The organism is Streptomyces sp. NPDC040545 (assembly GCF_055595065.1).
Genome location: NZ_JBVIWA010000002.1, coordinates 398644 through 417092, shown reverse-complemented (window position 1 = coordinate 417092; position 18449 = coordinate 398644). Strand labels below are relative to the sequence as shown.

The following is an 18449-nucleotide window of genomic DNA, read 5'->3' as shown; positions in this document are numbered from 1 at the left end:
ACTGAGGAGACTGACCACCGCATGGCCACTCACGACCGCGGGCCGCTGCCCCTGACCCCGCCGCAGAACGGCGTCTGGTTCGCACAGCAGCTCGACCCCGCCCGCCTCGACTACACCATCGCCGAGTACCTGGAGATCCGCGGGGCGGTGGATCCGGAGCTGCTCGCCGAGGCGGTGCGCACGATGGTGGCCGGAACCGAGACGCTGTGCGTCCGCTTCGCCGAGGTGGACGGGGTGGTGTGCCAGATACCCGCCGGTCCGCCGCCGCTGCGGATGGCGACGGTCGACGTCAGCGACCACCCGGACCCGGACGCCGCGTCCGAGCGGCTGATGCGCGCCGAGCTGGCCCGGCCCACGGACCTGGCGACCGGCGACGTGAGCCGGCACCTTCTGGTGCGGACCGGTCCGGCGACGTACCGCTGGATGCAGGGCTACCACCACCTCGTCGCGGACGGGGTCACCGGCTCGATCCTCGCGCGGCGGACCGCGGAGGTGTACTCGGCACTGGTCGCGGGAGAGCCCGTACCGGCCCCCGAGAGCACGCCGTGGGAACGGATCGTGGGCGAGGAGGAGGAGTACGCCCGCTCCGAACGGTTCGCGGCGGACCGGGAGTTCTGGCGGGCGCGGCTGGCGGGCGCCCCCGAGCCCGTGTCCTTCACCGGCAGCGTCCCGGCACCCGCTTCGGGTACGGCGGTGCGGGTGAGCGGCGAGCTCGACCCCGCCGACGCCCGTACCCTGCGCGACGCCGCGCGCCGGCACGGCACGCGCTGGTCGGCGCTGGTGATGGCCGCGGCCGCCGCCCACCTGCACCGCGCGGGCGCCACCGAGGACGTGGTCCTGGGCCTGCCGGTCACCGGCCGCACCACCCCGGACGCCCGCCGGACACCCGGCATGTTCTCCAAGGTCCTGCCGCTGCGGCTGGCGGTGACCGGCGACACCACGGTCGGCGAACTGCTGCGCAGCACCTCCGCCGGCATCAAAGAGGCCCTGCGCCACCAGCGTCACCGGATCGAAGCGATCACCGGGACCGGGCCCCGGCTGTGGGACGCCGCCGTCAACCTCATGTCCTTCGACTACGAGCTGTCCTTCGCCGGTGCTCCCGCCACCGCGCACAACCTCTCGGTCGGCCCGGTGGAGCACGTCTCCCTGAACGTCTACGACCGCGGCGGCGACAGCCCGCTGACCGTGCAGGCCGAGGGCGACGCCGCCGACATCGGCCCGGACGAACTCGACGCGCTGCGCGTGCGGTTCACCCGCTTCCTGCTCGCGCTCGCCACGGCCGGCGACGAAACCCCGGTCGGCTCGCTGCCCTTCCTGACCGCCGAGGACGAGGAGCGCCTCGCCGCCTTCGCCGAGGGCGGCGCCGACCCGGCGCCCGGCGACGGGACGCTGCACACGCTCTTCGAGCGGGAGGCGGCGCGCACACCCGAGAAGGTCGCCGTCATCTGCGCCGGCCAGGAGGTCACCTACCGGGAACTCGACGCCTGGGCCCAGGACATCGCGGACCGGCTGCGGCCGGACGTGGAACCGGGCACGCCGGTCGGCGTGTGCGTCGAGCGCTCGCCCTCGATGGTCGCGGCCCTGCTCGGCGTCCTGAAGGCGGGCGGCTGCTACGTACCGCTCGACCCCGGCCTGCCGCCGGAGCGCATCGCCTACATCGTGCGCGACGCGGGGCTGCGCACGGTCGTCGCCGGGCCGGGCGGCCTCGGCCGGCTGCCGCACGGCCTCCCGTCCGTGGTCGACGCGGGAGCGGTGACCGACGGGATCCGCGGCGGCGGCGACCGGGCGGGCGCAGCGGTGCCGGCGGCGTCCGCCGCGTACCTGCTCTACACCTCGGGCAGTACGGGCGAGCCGAAGGGCGTCGTCGTCCCGCACGCGGCGGCGGTCGACTTCGTCCGCGGCCACCTCGCCCTGTGCGGCGCGGGCGACCGCCACGGATCCGGTCGCACGGAGCGGTTCCTCGGCTTCGCCTCGCTCTCCTTCGACGTGTCGGTCCTGGACGTCTTCGGCGCGCTGCTGAGCGGCTCCACCCTGGTCCTCGCCACCGACACCGAACGGGTCGACGTCGACCGCCTCCAGGCCCTGCTCGCCGAGCACGCGGTGACCGTCGCCGACCTGCCGCCGGCGCTCCTGCCGCTGCTGGACCCGGCCGCGCTGCCCGCGCTGCGGTTCCTGTCCACGGGCGGCGAGGCCCCGTCGGGGGACGCCGTCGACCGCTGGGCGGCGGACGGCCGCGAGGTCTGGAACGCGTACGGGCCCACCGAGGCCGCCGTGTCCGTGACCATGCACCGGGTGGTTCCGCCCTCGCACGGCCGGATCCCGCCGATCGGCCGTCCGATGGCCAACCACCGCGCGTACGTGGTCGACCGGGCGCTGCGGCTGCTGCCCCCGGGAGCGACCGGCGAGCTGTGCGTGGCCGGTGCCGGTCTGGCCCAGGGGTACGCGGGGCGCGCGGCCATGACGGCCGACCGCTTCGTGCCCGACCCCTTCTCCGGCGTTCCCGGTGCGCGGATGTACCGGACGGGCGACCTCGTGCGCTGGTCGGCGCGGGGCGAACTGGAGTTCCTCGGGCGGGTGGACCGACAGGTCAAGATCAACGGACACCGGATCGAACTGGGCGAGATCGAGGCGGTGCTCGGCCGGCAGCCCTCGGTGGGGCAGGCCGCGGTCGTGGTGCACGCCCCCGCGGGGGGAGCCCGGCGGCTCGTCGCCTTCGTGGCGCCGCCGGCCGACGGCGACCCGGAGCCCGAACCGGAGCTGCTGGCAGCGGAGTTGGGCCGGGTCCTGCCGGGCTACATGGTGCCCCGTACCTTCGTCGCGGTGGACCGGCTGCCGCTCACCGCGGGCGGCAAGGTGGACCGCGCGCGGCTCCACGTACCCGAGGCCGCGGACCGTCCGGAGCGTCCCGGGCGGGCGTACGGCGCCACCGAGCTCACCCTCGCGGCGCTGTTCTCCGAGGCGCTCGGCACCACCGCCACCCCGGACGACAACTTCTTCGAGCTCGGCGGCGACAGCATCACCGCGCTCGGCCTGACCAGCCGGGCACGGGCGCGGGGCTTCTCCTTCACCCTGCGCGAGGTGTTCGCGCACAAGACGGCGGCCGCCCTCGCCGCGGCCGTCGGCGAACCGGGCCACGGAGCCTCCCGGGCCGCCGGTCCTGCCGTCGCGGAGCACGGTCCGCTCCCCGCGACCCCGGTCATGCGCTGGCTCCTCGACGGTCCGGGCCCGGTCGGGCGCTTCAGCCAGTCCATGGTGCTGGCCCTCCCCGAGGGCGCGGACGACGCCACGCTCGTACGGGTCCTGCAGTCGGTGGTGGACCGGCACGGGGCGCTGCGCCTGGGCGTGACCACCGGACCGGAGGGCCCGCTGTGCACGGTCGGCGAGCCCGGTTCGGTCGACGTGTCCCAGCTGTACCGCACGGTCGGCGTGGCGGGGTCGGACGCGTCCGCCCGTGCCGCGATCGTGGCGCAGACGGCGCGGGAGGCGGCCGGGCAACTGGACCCGGCTGCCTCGGTGATGCTGAGGGCGGTCCGGTTCGACGCCGGCGGGGCGTCGCCGGACCGGCTGCTGCTGTGCGTGCACCACCTGGCCGTGGACGGGGTGTCCTGGCGGATCCTGACGGCGGACCTGGCCGCGGCCTGGGAGGCCGCCGTCGCCGGGCGTCCGCTTCCGGCCGCGGACGGGGAGGTCTCGTTCCGGGCCTGGGCCCACCACCTCGAACTCCTGGCGCGTTCCCCGGAGGTCCGCTCCGAACTCCCCTTCTGGCGCTCGACGCTGGAGACTTCCGGGGCCGGCCCGGACCCGCGGGAGCCGTGGCACCGGGTCCCCGACCCGGTGCGGGACACCGCGGGCACCACCCGCACGGTGGAGCTCGGCCTGCCCGCCGAGGTCGCCGGCCCGCTGCTGGCCAAGGTGCCCGGCGCACTGCGCACCGGTCCGGCCGAGGTGCTGCTCGCGGGGCTGGTCCTCGCGGCGCACCGCCTGCGCTCCCCCGGTACCGCTCCGGGGCCGTTGCTCGTCGACCTGGAGGGCCACGGCCGTGCCGACCGCACCGGCCGCCACGACCTGGCGCGCACGGTCGGATGGTTCACCACCCAGTACCCGGTCCGGTTCGGCCTGGACGGCCTCGACCTGGACGCGGCGGCCCGGGGCGGCGACGCCCTCGCCGAGCTGGTCGCGCGGATCCACACGGCGGTCGCCTCCGTACCGGACCACGGCACGGGCTTCGGCCTGCTAAGCCGGCTCGATCCGCAGAGCGCCGCGCAGCTGTCCGGACTCCCGCGCCCCCGGGTCCTGTTCAACTACCTGGGCCGGTTCTCCGGCGGGGACGAGGCGCCCTGGAGCCCTGCGCCCGAGGCGGGCGGACTGCGGGCCGACGTGGATCCGGCGATGCCCGTCGAACACGCCCTGCAGATCGACGCCCTGGCCGTGGACGGCGCCGAGGGCCCCTCCTTCACCGCGGTCGTCACCCATCCGCGGGCCCTGCTGACCGACGCCGAGGCGGACTCCCTGGTGGCGGCCTGGGGCGAGGCCCTGCGCCTGCTCGCGAACTGGACGGGCGCCCCGCGACCGCGCCGCCTCACCCCCCGCGACCTGCCGCTGGTCCCGCTGACGCAGCCGGAGACGGACGCGCTGGCCGCACGCTACGCGGGCCTCGCCGACGTGCTGCCGCTCTCGCCGCTCCAGGAGGGTCTGTTCTTCCACTCGGCCTTCGACACGGGCGCGATGGACGCCTACACCGGCCAGATCGTCCTCACCCTGGACGGCCCCCTGGACGCGGACACCCTGCGGACGGCCTGTGACCGGCTGCTGCGCCGCCACACCGCGCTGCGCTCCGCCTTCACCGACCAGAGTCTGGACCGGCCGGTGCAGATCGTCGTCGAGTCCGCCGGAGCGCCGTGGGAGGCCGTGGACCTGGGCGGACTCGGGTCCGCGGACCGGCAGCGGGAGTGGGAGCGGCTGCTCGCGGCCGACCGGGCCCGCCGCTTCGACCTGGAGCGGCCGCCGCTGGTGCGCTTCACCCTGGTCCGGTTCGGCGCGGACGAGCACCGGCTGGTCATGACGAACCACCACATCGTCTGGGACGGCTGGTCCTCGGCGGTGCTGCTGCGCGAGCTGCTCACCGGATACGCCGAGCACGCAGCACACGCCGCGTCCCGCGAGCCCGGGGAGACCGGTCCCGTCACGGAAGGGGTCCCGTACCGCTCGCACCTGGACTGGCTGGCCCGCCAGGACGACGGCGCCGCCGAGGCCGCGTGGAGCGGTGCGCTCGCCGGGCTCGAGGAGCCGACCCTGCTGGGCGCGGCCGACCCGAACCGGATCGACGCGCTGCCCGAGCGGGTCTCGGTGGAGCTCTCGCCGGAGCTGACGGAACGGCTCACCGCGCGGGCCCGGACCGCGGGCGTCACCCTCAACAGCGTCGTCCAGGGCCTCTGGGCGGTGCTGCTGGGCCGGGTGACCGGACGCGACGACGTGGTGTTCGGCGGGACCGTCTCCGGGCGGACCGCGGACGTCGCGGGCATCGAGGACATGGTCGGCCTGCTGATCAACACCCTGCCCGTGCGCTTCCGGATCCGGGAGGGCGAGCCGCTGCTGGCCGCGCTGGCCCGGTTCCAGGACGAGCAGGCCGAGCTGATGGACCACCAGCACGTCGGACTCGCCGGCATCCAGCGGGCGGCGGGGCTGGGCGCCCTCTTCGACACCACGGTCGTCGTCGAGAACTATCCGCTCGACCTGGAGTCGATGCGGGACCTGGCCGGCGGGCCACGGCTGACCGGGGTGGAGGGCTCGGACGCCACCCACTACACCGTCAACCTCATCGTGCTGCCCGGGGAGCGGCTGCGGCTGCACCTCGACCACCGCGCGGACGTCCTCGACGCGCGGACGGCGCGCAGCCTGGGCGAGGCGCTGGAGCGGCTGCTGACGGCCGTCGCCGACGCCCCCTCCACCCCGGTCGGGGAGGTGGACCTGCTCTCGGAGGAGCAGCACCGGCTGATCCGGGAGTGGAGCGCCACCGCCGTGCCCGTCCCCGACACCACTCTGGTGGAGCTGTTCGCGCGGCAGGTGGCCCGGACGCCCGGCGCCCCGGCCACCGTCTTCCGGGACGAGCGCCTGTCGTACGCCGAACTCGACGCCCGTGCCGAGCGGCTGGCCCGCCGGCTGCGCGCCCGGGGCGCCGGTCCGGAGCGGATCGTCGCAGTCGCCCTGCACCGCTCCACCGAGATGGTGGTCTCGCTGCTGGCCGTGCTGAAGTCGGGGGCCGCCTATCTGCCGGTGGACCCCTCGCTGCCCGCGGACCGGATCGCGTACCTGCTGTCCGACGCCGAGCCAGTCCTGCTGCTCGCGGACGAGGAGGTGGCGGCGGCGCTGCCGGCCACGGCGGAGCTGCCCCGGCTGGATCCGGGGGCCGTCCACGACGGGAGCGCCGGTGCGGCGGGGCCGGCGCCGCTGCCCTCGCACCCCGCGTACGTGATCTACACGTCCGGGTCGACGGGGCGGCCCAAGGCCGTCGTCGTGGAGCACTCGGCCATCGTCAACCGGCTGCTGTGGATGCAGGACCGCTACCGGCTGGGCGCGGACGACCGGGTGCTCCAGAAGACCCCGTTCGGCTTCGACGTCTCGGTGTGGGAGTTCTTCTGGCCGCTGCTGACCGGCGCGGCCCTGGTGGTCGCCGAGCCCGGCGGGCACAAGGATCCCGCCTACCTCACCCGGGTGATCCAGCAGCAGGCGGTCACCACCGTCCACTTCGTCCCGTCGATGCTGGCCGCGTTCGTGGAGGATCCGCAGGCGGGCCGCTGCCGGTCGCTGCGCCGGGTCGTGTGCAGTGGCGAGGCCCTGCCGGAGGAGCTGAAGAACCGCTTCCTCGACGTGCTCGACGTGCCCCTGCACAACCTGTACGGGCCCACGGAGGCGGCCGTGGACGTCACGCACTGGGACTGCCTCCGCGAGGAGAGCGGGCCCGTGCCGATCGGCCGGCCCATCTGGAACACCTCGCTGTACGTGCTCGACCCGCGGGGGCGTCCCGTCCCGGTGGGGGTCGCGGGCGAGCTGTTCCTGGCCGGCGCGGGCCTCGCCCGCGGGTACCTGCGCCGCCCGGCGCTGACCGCGGAGCGCTTCCCGCCGGCCCCGTTCGGCCCGCCGGGCTCGCGCATGTACCGCACCGGCGACCTGGCCCGCCATCGGGCCGACGGCTCGGTGGAGTACCTGGGGCGCACGGACGACCAGGTGAAGATCCACGGCTTCCGGATCGAACTCGGCGAGATCGAGACGGCGCTGGGCCGCCTCCCCGGTGTCGGGCGGGCCGCGGTCGTGGTCCGCGAGGACGTGCCGGGCGAGCGCAGGCTCGTCGGGTACGTCGTTCCGGAGGCCGGCCCGGATGCGGCCTCCGACCCCGGCCCCGACCCGGAGGCGATGCGCGCCGAACTGGCCCGCTCCCTCCCGGAGTACATGGTTCCGGTGCTCGTGGTCGTGGACGGGCTGCCCGTCACGGCGAACGGCAAGCTCGACCGCAGGGCGCTCCCGGCGCCCGCCGCGGCGGCCGCCGCCACCGGCTACGAGCCGCCCGCCGGGGAGACCGAGGAACTGGTCGCCCTGGTGTGGGCCTCCGTACTGGACGCGCCGCGGATCGGCCGCCACGACGACTTCTTCGCCCTCGGCGGGCACTCGCTGAGCGCCACCCGGGTGGCGGCCCGGCTGCGCCAGTCCCTCGGCCTGGACCTGCCCCTGCACACCCTCTTCGAACAGCGGACCGTCGCCGCCCTCGCCACCGCCGTCGAGACGGTGCTGCTGGCCGAACTGGAGGCCGAACCGGCCCCGTTCGCCGCCACCGCCGACGCCGTTCCTTCACTCGTACTTCAGGGAGAGACCTCGTGACCACCCAGGACAGCCTGCCGGCCGCCGCCGTGGACAGCCGGCTGGCCGCCGCCCGTGAACTGTTGCGCCGCCGGGTGCGCGCCGCACTCGACGACTCGGCGGCCGGTCCGGCCACCGCGGCGGCCCCGGCCCCGGCGGCCGACGGCCTCGGCGGCGAGCCCGTCGCCTCGTTCGCCCAGGAGCGGATGTGGCTGGTGGACCGGATGATGGACGGCACCCCCGGCTATGCGATCCCCGAGGTCGTGCGGCTGCGCGGCCCCGTCCGTCCCGACCTGCTGCGCCGCAGCCTGACGGCCGTCGTGGCCCGCCACGCACCGCTGCGCACCGTCTTCGAGGAGCGCGACGGCGCCCCTCACCCGGTGGTCCTGCCCGCGCCGGCGGCCGTCCCGCTGCCGGTGCTGGACCTGGGCAGCGCCCCCCTCGCCGAACTGGAGGAGCGGGCCCACGCCCTGGCCCGGGAGGAGGTCCGCAGACCCTTCGACCTCGCGGCGGGCCCGCTGCTGCGCGCCCTGCTGATCCGGCTGGGCGCGGAGGACCACCTGCTGGTGCTGGTGGTCCACCACATCGCCACCGACGGCTGGTCCATGGGCCTGCTCTGGCAGGAGTTCTCCGCCGGCTACGCGGCCCTGCTCGCGGACCGGCCGCTCCCGCAGGCGCCGCTCCCCCTCGACTACCAGACGTACGCCCGCACCCAGCGCGACCGGTTCGCGAGCGGCGCGATGAACGGGCAGCTGCGCTGGTGGGAGGAGCGTCTCGCGGGACTGGAACCCCTCGAACTGCCCGCGGACCGGCCCCGGCCCACCCGCCGCAGCGGAGACGGCGCGAGCCTGGACTTCACCCTCGACGCCCGCCTCACCGCACGGCTGCGCGGGATCGCCGAAAGCGCCGGCGCCACCCTGTTCATGACCCTGCTGGCCGGCTTCCAGGCGGCCCTGGCCCGCTGCGCCGGCCGCACCGACATCGCCGTCGGCACTCCGGTGGCCGGCCGCGACCGGGTGGAACTGGAGCCGCTCGTCGGGTTCTTCGTCAACACCGTGGTGCTGCGCGCCGATCTGTCGGGCGACGCCGGGTTCCGCGAGCTGCTCGGCCGGGTCCGCCGGGCGACGGTGGACGCGTACGACCACCAGGAGGTGCCCTTCGACCGGCTGGTGGAGCACCTGAGCCCCGAGCGGGTCGGCGACCGCAACCCGCTCGTCCAGGTGATGTTCGCGTCGGCCCCGGACGAGACGGCCGGACTGCGGCTGCCGGGCCTGGACGCGCAGGCCGTACGGACGGACTTCGGCGGTTCCCTCTTCGACCTGAGCGTCTTCGTCTCCGAGGGCGCCGAGACCTGCTCCGGCTCCCTCGTCTTCGACACCGACCTGTTCGACCGGGCCACGGCCGGACTCCTCCTCGGCCACTACCTGGAGCTGCTGGCCTCCGCCGCCGAGGAGCCCGACCGCCCCGTGGCCGAGCTGCTGCCCTCCGCCCCGACCGCGGCCCGGCTCGCGGCCGAGGGCCACGGCGCGGTCCGCCCGGACCTCGCCCCGGCCACCCTGGTCGAGCTGTTCGCCGAGCAGGTCCGGCGTACCCCCGGCGCCGAGGCCGTGGTCTGCGGCACAGACCGCCTCACCTTCGCCGCGCTCGACTCCCGCTCCGACCTGCTGGCGGCCCGGCTGACCGCGGCCGGGGTGGGGCGCGAGACCCCGGTGGCCCTGCTGATGGAGCGCTCGGTCCACCTGCCGGTGGCGATCCTGGCCGTCCTGAAGGCCGGCGGGGTCTACGTCCCGCTCGGCGAGGGGTTCCCCGTCGCGCGGCTGCACTGGATGCTGGAGCGGACCGGCGCCCGCCTGCTGCTCGCCGATCCGGCGACGGCCGGCCACGAGGCGGTCCGTACCTCGCCCGTGCCGGTGCTCGACGTCAGCGCCCCGGCGGACGGGGTCCCGTCCGGCCCGGTCCCGTACCCGCCCTGCGCGCCGCACCAGCTGGCGTACGTGATGTACACCTCCGGTTCCACGGGAGAGCCGAAGGGCATCGGCGTCACGCACGCCAACGTCGCGGCGCTCGCCCGCGACACCGCCTTCGGCGCCGCGCACCGGCGGGTGCTGGCCCACTCCCCGCTGTCGTTCGACGCCTCGACCTACGAGCTGTGGGTGCCGCTGCTGTCCGGCGGACAGGTGGTCATGGCGCCGCCCGGCCGGGTGGACATCCCGGCCCTGGCCGCCCTGGTGGAGGAGCATCGGATCACGTCCCTGTTCCTGACGGCCGCCCTGTTCAACCTGGTGGTCGAGGAGTGCGTGGAGCTTCTGGCGCGGGTGCGGGAGGTGTGGACGGGCGGCGAGGCCGCCTCCCCGCACTCCTTCGCCCGGGCCCTGGAGCAGGCGCCGGACACCGTGCTGGTCAACGTCTACGGGCCCACCGAGGCGACCACCTTCGCCACGGGCCACCGGCTGGACCCCCGCGCCGGGGCCGTCGTGGACGGCCGGATCCCCATCGGCACCGCCCTGGACGACACCCGCCTGTACGTCCTGGACGCGCGCGGCCGCCCGGTGCCGCAGGGCGCCGTCGGCGAGCTGTGCATCGGCGGCACCGGCGTGGCCCGCGGCTATCTGGGCCGGCCGGGGCTGACCGCGCGGCAGTTCACCCCGGACCCGTACGGCGCCCCGGGCGCCCGGATGTACCGGACGGGCGACCTGGCCCGGCGGCGCCCCGACGGCACCGTCGACTACCTGGGCCGCGGCGACCAGCAGGTCAAGATCCGCGGCCACCGGATCGAGCCGGGCGAGATCGAGGCCGAGCTGGCCCGCCGCCCGCAGATCGGGCACGCCGCGGTGGTGGTCCGCGAGGACACCCCCGGTGAGCAGCGCCTCGTCGCCTACGTGGTGCCCTCGGACGGGCAGGTGGCCGAGCCGGCCGAGCTGCACCGGGCCATCGCCGCGCGGCTGCCCGCGTACATGCTGCCCTCGGCGATCGTGCCGCTCGCGGCCCTGCCGGTGACCCCGAACGGCAAGCTGGACCGGCGTGCGCTGCCCGCGCCGCCCGAAGAGGGGGTGCGCCGGGCCGAGTTCGCCGCACCGGCCACGCGGACCGAGGAACTCGCCGCGGCCGTATGGGGCGAGGTGCTGGGCACCGGGCGGATCGGCCGCCACGACGACTTCTTCGCGCTCGGCGGCCACTCCCTGCGGGCCACCCGCGCCGTGTCGCGGCTCGGCGCCCGGCTGGGCACCGGCGTGCCGCTGCGGCTGCTCTTCGAGCACCCGACGCTGGAGCGGTTCGCATCGGCGCTGGACGCCCTGCGCGGCGACGGCCCCGGCACGGCCCGGGCCGCCGTCACCGCGATCGGCGCCCGGCCGGCCGGAGAGCCCGCGCCGCTGTCGTTCGCGCAGCAGCGGCTGTGGTTCCTGGACCAGCTCCAGCCCGGCCGGCCCGACTACAACATCCCCGTCGCGGCCAGGCTGCGCGGCCCGCTGGACGCCGACGCGCTGGCCGCCGCGCTGTGCGCGGTGGTGACCCGGCACGAGGTGCTGCGCTCGCGGATCACCGAGGGCCCGCGCGGCCCCGTACAGACCGTGGAGGCGCCCGAGGTCTTCGTCCCCGTCCGGACCGACCTGGGGGACCTGCCCCGCGAGGAGGCCCGCTCGCGGGCGCTGGGCCTGGCCCACGCGGACGCCGCCGCCCCCTTCGACCTGGGCTCCGCTCCCCTGCTGCGGGCCCGCGTGGTGCGGGTCGCGGACGACGAGCACCTCCTCGTCCTGGTCCTGCACCACACCGTCGGCGACGGCTGGTCGATGCCGGTGCTCTGGCGGGAGCTGTCCGGGGCCTACGCGGCCCTGCGCTGCGGCGAGCGTCCCGCGCTGCCGGAACTGCCGGTCCAGTACGGTGACTTCGCGTACTGGCAGCAGCGCCGGCTGGCGGACGGCGAGGCCGACGCGGGCATCGCCCACTGGCGGGCGGCCCTGAGCGGCCTCCCGGCCCTGGAGCTGCCCACCGACCGGCCGCGGCCGCAGGTGCGTTCGGGCGCGGGCGGCGCCTTCGTCTTCGAGGTCCCGGCCGAACTCGCCGAGCGGCTCGGCGCGCTGGCCCGCGAGCGCGGGGCGACCCTGTTCATGGTGCTGCTGGCCGGCTTCCAGGCGCTGCTGGCCCGCTACACCGGCCAGGCGGACATCGCGGTGGGCTCGCCCATCGCGGGCCGCGACCGCACCGAACTGGAGCCGCTCGTCGGCTTCTTCGTCAACACCCTCGTGCTGCGCACCGACCTGTCGGGCGACCCGGCCTTCGGTGAGCTGCTGGGCCGGGTGCGCCGGACCGCGCTGGCCGCGTACGAGCACCAGGACGTCCCCTTCGACCGGCTGGTGGAGGAGCTGCGGCCGGAGCGCGACCTCAGCCGCAACCCGCTCTTCGACGTGCTGTTCCAGCTGCACCCCGAGCAGCTCGACGCGCTGCCGCTGGACGGTGTGGAGGTCGAGAGCCTGGACACCTCCAACGGGACGGCCAAGTTCGACCTCAGCCTCGCGATGACCGAGCACCCCGGCGGTCTGACCGGCACCGTCCAGTACGCGACGGACCTCTTCGACCGGGCGACGGTCGAGCGGTTCGGCGCCCACTACCTGCGGCTGCTGGCCGGTGCGGCCGAGACCCCGGACGCGCCGCTGTCCCGGCTGGACGTGCTGTCCCCGCAGGAGCACGCCGCTCTGCTCGGGGAGGAGTCGGGGCCGCGGGCGGACCGGCCGGCGGCCCGGACCCTGCACTCCCTGGTGGCGGAACAGGCCCGGCTGCGGCCGGACGCCCCGGCCGTGACCTGCGAGGGCACCACCCTCGGCTACGCGGAGCTCGACGCGGCCGCCAACCGGCTGGCCCACCGCCTGCGGCAGCTCGGAACCGGCCCCGAGAGCCGGGTGGCCGTACTGGCCGGGCGCGACCCGCGCATGCTGGTCTGCGTCCTGGCGGTACTGAAGGCCGGCGGCGCCTACGTGCCCCTCGACGCGGGACATCCGGCCGAGCGGATCCGCACGGTCCTCGCCGACAGCGGCGCCCACCTGGTGCTGACGGCGGGCCTGCCGGGCGGGCCGCCCGCGGGGGTGACGAGCGGCCTGCCGGTCCTGGACCTGGACGCCGAGCGGGAGCTGGTCGACGCGCTGCCCGCGACGGAGCCGGCCGCTCCCGCCTCCCCCGCGCACCTCGCCTACCTGCTGTACACCTCCGGGTCGACCGGCCGCCCCAAGGGCGTGGCCGTCACGCACGCGGCGATCACCGGCTATCTGGCGGCGCTGACCGCCACCTTCGCTCTCGGCCCCGAGGACGCGGTGCTCGCCCGTACCGCGCTGACCTTCGACCCGTCGGTACGCGACCTGTTCGCGCCGCTGACCACCGGCGGGCGGATCGTGCTGGCCTCGCAGGACGAGGCCGGGGACCCGGACGCGCTGGCCCGGCTGCTGCACGCCGAGGACGTCACGGCGCTGCTGTCGATCGTCCCGTCGATGCTGGAGCCGCTGGTCGCCGCCGTCACCGAACCCGCGGCGGCGCTGCGGCTGGTGATGACCACCGGTGAGGCACTGACACCCGGACTGGCCCGCGCCGCGCACACCCTGGGCGTACCCGGCCGGCTGCGGCTGGTCAACCAGTACGGTCCGACGGAGTGCACCAACACCACCACCTACCACGTGGTGACGGACGCCGACATCGAGGCGGGCCGCATCCCCATCGGGCGGCCGCTGCCCGGCGCCCGGGTGCTGGTGCTCGGTGAGCACCTCGAACCGCTGCCCCGGGGCGCGATCGGTGAACTGTTCATCGCGGGACGCGGGGTGGCCCGCGGCTACCTCGGCGATCCGGCCCGCACCGCCGAGGCCTATCCGCCGGACCCGTACGGGCCGCCCGGCGCGCGCATGTACCGCACCGGTGACCTGGCGCGGCTGCGCTCCGACGGCGTGCTGGAGTTCCACGGCCGCCGCGACAACCAGGTCAAGGTCCGGGGCCACCGCATCGAACTCGGCGAGGTCGAGGCCGCCCTGCTGCGCCACCCCGACGTGGCCCGGGCGGTCGCCGCAGCCCACGGCGAGGGCGCCGACCGGCTGCTCGCCGGGTACGTGGTGTGGCGGGACGGGAGCGGTGATCCGGCCGCCGTGCTGGACTTCGTACGCGCGGCCCTGCCGACCGCGATGGTGCCGTCCGCGCTGGTGGCGCTGGACGCGCTGCCGCTGACCCCGAACGGGAAGACCGACCGCAGGGCGCTGCCCGCGCCGGAGTCCGGTCCGGCCGGCGGGCACCGGGCGCACGTCGCCCCGCGCACGCCGCTGGAGCGGACGGTCACCGAGGTCTGGGAGGAGGTGCTCGGCGAGGGCCCGATCGGGGTCCGTGACCACTTCTTCGAGCGCGGCGGGCACTCCCTGCGCGCCACCCGGGTCATCTCCCGGCTGCGCGCCCTGCTGGAGCTGGACATCCCGATGCAGTTGCTCTTCCGCCACCCGGTGGCCGAGGACCTCGCCCGGGCGCTGGCCTCGCTGGGCGCGGCGGGCGCGACGGGACCGGTGATCCCCGCGCTGCCCGAGGGGCCCGGCCCGCTGTCCTTCGGGCAGCAGCGGCTGTGGCTGCTGGACCGGCTGCAGCCCGGCCGCCCCGACTACAACATGCCGGGGGCCGTACGGCTGACCGGGGAGCTCGACACCGAAGCGGCCCTGGCGGCCCTGGCGGACGTCGTCGCCCGGCACGAGGTGCTGCGCTCGCGGATCGAGGAGTCCGGGGAGTCCGGGGAGTCCGGGGAGTCCGGCGGCGAGGGGGCCTTCGCTGCCCGCGTCGTACCCGGTCCGGTCTCGATGTTCACCCCCGCCTTCACCGACCTGTCCGAGCTGGGTGCGGTGGCGGCCGGGGAGCGGGCGCGGGAGCTGGCGGCGCACGAGGCGGCGCTGCCCTTCGACCTGGCCGCGGCGGGCCCGCTGCGGGCCCGTCTGGTCCGGATCGCCCCGCGGGAGCACCTGCTGGTGATCGTCGCCCATCACATCGCCTTCGACGGCTGGTCGGTGGGGGTGTTCTGGCGGGAGTTCTTCGCCGCCTACCGGGCCCGCACCCTCGAAGGGGCCGAGCCGCTGCCGGAACTCGCGGTCTCCTACCGCGAGTTCGCGGCCTGGCAGCGCGAGCGGCTGAGCGGTGACGCCCTCGCGGACACCCTCGGCCACTGGCGGGAGCGGCTGGCCGGGCTCGCCCCGCTGGACCTGCCCACCGACCGGCCCCGGCCGGCCACCCCGTCCGGGCGCGGCGGGCAGTTCTCCTTCGAGCTGCCCGAGCCGCTGCTGCGCGGGCTGCGCGACCTGGGGCGGCGGCACGACGCCACCTTGTTCATGGTGCTGCTGGCGGGCTTCCAGGCCCTGCTGGCCCGCTGGTCGGGCAGCGAGGACGTGGCGGTGGGCTCCCCCATCGCGGGCCGTGACCGCACCGAACTGGAGCCGCTCATCGGCTTCTTCGTCAACAGCCTGGTGCTGCGCACCGAGCTGTCCGGCGACCCGGCCTTCGGTGAACTGCTGGACCGGGCCCGGGAGACGGCCCTGGAGGCCTACGCCCACCAGGAGGTGCCGTTCGAGCGTCTGGTGGAGGAGGTCCGGCCGGAGCGCGACCTGAGCCGCAACCCGCTGTTCCAGGTGATGCTGGTGCTCGACGAGGAGGCCGCCGCGCCGCCCGCACCGCCCGGGCTGGACGTCGAACCGCTCCCGCTGGCCAGCGGGGCCTCGAAGTTCGATCTGTCGCTGTACTTCGTCGAGGAGGAGGGCGCGCTGCGCGGCGAGGCCGTGTTCGCCACCGATCTCTTCGACCGGGCGACCGTCGAGCGCATGACCTCGGCACTGGCCGAACTGCTCACGGCCGCGGTGGCCGATCCCGCGACCCCGCTGGGCGCGCTGCCCCTGATGGGTCCGGCCGAGGAGCGCCGGATCCTGCGCGCGGGCGCCGGGACCGCCGGGCCGGCGTCCGAGCTGCCGCTGCCGGTGCTCGTCGGTGAGCAGGTCTCCCGTACTCCGGAGGCCGTCGCCGTGGACGACGGGGAGCGCAGGCTCACGTACGCCGGGCTGTGGGAGGTCTCGGGCCGGCTGGCCCGGGAGCTCGCCCGGCTGGGCGTGGGCCCGGACACGGCGGTGGCCGTGTGCGCGGAGCGTTCCGCGCTGCTGCCGGCGGCGCTGCTGGGCGTGCTGCGCTCCGGCGGCCTGTACGTGCCCGTGGACCCCGGGTATCCGGCCGACCGGATCGGCTACATGCTCGCGGACAGCGGCGCCCGGGTACTGGTGGTGTCGGGGCGCTCCGGCGCCGCGCAGGCACCGGACGGGGTCGCCGTGGTGGACCTCGACGCCCTGGCCGGGGACGGGAGCGCGCGGGCCGACTTCGCACCCGTGCCGCCGGCACCGGAGCAGCTGGCGTACGCGCTGTACACCTCGGGCTCGACGGGCCGCCCGAAGGGGGTCACCGTGCCGCACCGGGCGCTGGCCAACTTCGCCCGGGACATGGTGCGCAGGCTGGAGCTGACGGCCGGTGACACGGTCGCGGCCGTCACCACGGCCTCCTTCGACATCGCCGTGCTGGAGCTGCTGGTCCCGCTCGTGTGCGGGGCCACCGTACGGGTCGTCGACCGGGAGACCGCACGGGACGGCACCCTGCTCGCGAAGGAGCTGGACTCGGCGCCGGTCACGGTCGTCCAGGCCACCCCGGCCACCTGGCACCAGCTGATGGAGTCCGGCTGGCAGGCGCCCCGCGTACGGGCGCTGTGCGGCGGCGAGGCGCTGCCGCCGGCCCTGGCCGAGCGGATGCGTACGGCGCTGGGCACGGTCTGGAACGTGTACGGGCCGACGGAGACCACCGTCTGGTCCACCGCGCACCGGCTGTCCGGACCGGTGGGCGACGGGCCGGTGCCGATCGGCTCGGCGCTCGCCAACACCCGGCTGCACGTGCTGGCCGCGGGCCTGCGCCCGGTGCCGGTAGGCGTGTTCGGCGAGCTGTACATCGGCGGCGACGGGGTGGCCCGCGGCTACCACGGGCGGCCGGCGCTGACCGCGGACCGGTTCGTGCCCGATCCGTACGCGGCGGGCGAACGGCTGTACCGGACGGGTGACCTCGTACGACGGCTCGCGGACGGCGGGCTGGAGTACCGGGGCCGGGCCGACGGTCAGGTGAAGGTGCGCGGCCACCGCATGGAGCTCGGCGAGATCGAGTCCGCGCTCGCACGCCACCCGCGGGTGCTGGCGGCAGCCGTGGCCGTCCACGGCACGGGGGTGGACGCCGTGCTGGCCGGCTACGTGACCTGGCGGGACGAGGCGGGCGACGTGCGCGAGCTCGGCGACTTCCTGCGCCAGGACCTGCCCGAGTACATGGTCCCGGCCGTCCTCACCGCGCTGGAGCGGCTCCCGCTCACCCCGAACGGCAAGCTCGACCGCAAGGCGCTGCCCGCCCCTTCGGCGGACGCGGCGCGCGGCGGTGGCGCGGGGCGGACCGCCCCGCGCGACACGACCGAGCTGCGGATGGCGCGGCTGTGGGAACAGACCCTGGGGACGGCCCCGATCGGGGTGCGCGACGACTTCTTCGCGCTCGGCGGGCACTCGCTCAAGGCCTTCGCCCTGATGGCCGCCGTACGCCGGGAGTTCGGCGTGGAACTCCCGCTGAACCTGGTGTTCCGCCGGCGCACCGTGGAGCTGCTCTGCGAGGCGCTGCCGGACGCGGGGGCGGCCGCCGCCAGGCTGCTGGTCCCGCTGGCCGACGGGGACCCGTCCCGGCCGCCGCTGGTCCTCGTCCACCCGCGGGGCGGCGACGTCGTCTGCTACCGGGACCTGGTGCGGGACCTGTCCGCCCGTCCCGGGGGCGACCGGCGGATCCTCGGCCTGGAGTCGGTGGGCTACAACACCGGCGAGACCCCGCTGGAGCACGTGCCCGAGATGGCCGAGCGCTATCTGGCCGCGCTGCGCGAGGAGCAGCCGCACGGCCCGTACCTGCTCGCCGGCTGGTCGTTCGGCGGGACGGTGGCCTACGAGATGGCGGCCCGGCTGGAGGCCGCCGGTGAGGAGGTCGCCTTCCTCGGCCTGATCGACGCGGCGGCGCCGGGCGCGGCTGCTGGCAGCCGTTGCGGTACGGCTGCCGGGCCGGGCGATCCGGATCTGCTGCGGTACGGCATCGCCGCCGGGATCGACGCCGGCTCGGCGCGCGAACTGGACGAGGAGGAACTGCTCGACGTCCTGGTGCGCCGGGGCCGCGAGGAGGGCACCCTCCCCCGGACGTCCCCCACCCAGGCCCTGCGCCGGCTGCTGCGGGTCGCCGAGGCGAACGGGGCGGCCTCCGCGGCCTACCGCACGGACGCTGTACTCGCCGTCGGCCTGCATCTCTTCACGGTCGACGAGCGCCATCCGGAGCTCGCGACCCCGCTGGTGGACCCGGCGGCCTGGCGGCCGCGCACCGCGGGCGCCGTCGTACGGGCCGCGGTCCCGGGCAACCACCACGACCTGGTGGACCCGCCGCACTGCGCCGCCCTGGCGCAGCTGCTGGCCGCGGCCTTGCCCTTCTGACCCGCGTAACGCCCCTGGCCCTCCTGGCCCTTCTGCACGGCCCGACCACGAAGACCCTTCCGCATCCCTGAT

Annotated in this window: 2 protein-coding genes; both read left to right on the top strand. The window is 76.1% G+C overall.

Annotation, left to right across the window (positions count from 1 at the left end):
- Nucleotides 1-21: 21 nt before the first annotated feature.
- On the top strand, nt 22-7872 hold the full coding sequence (locus tag ACZ573_RS06695; RefSeq protein ID WP_471299940.1) for an amino acid adenylation domain-containing protein: 7851 nt from the start codon (nt 22-24) through the stop codon (nt 7870-7872).
- Entirely contained in the window at nt 7869-18377 is a 10509-nt protein-coding gene (locus ACZ573_RS06690) for an amino acid adenylation domain-containing protein (protein WP_471299937.1), read from the top strand. Before ACZ573_RS06695 ends, ACZ573_RS06690 begins: the two co-directional genes overlap by 4 nt.
- Nucleotides 18378-18449 lie beyond the last annotated feature (72 nt).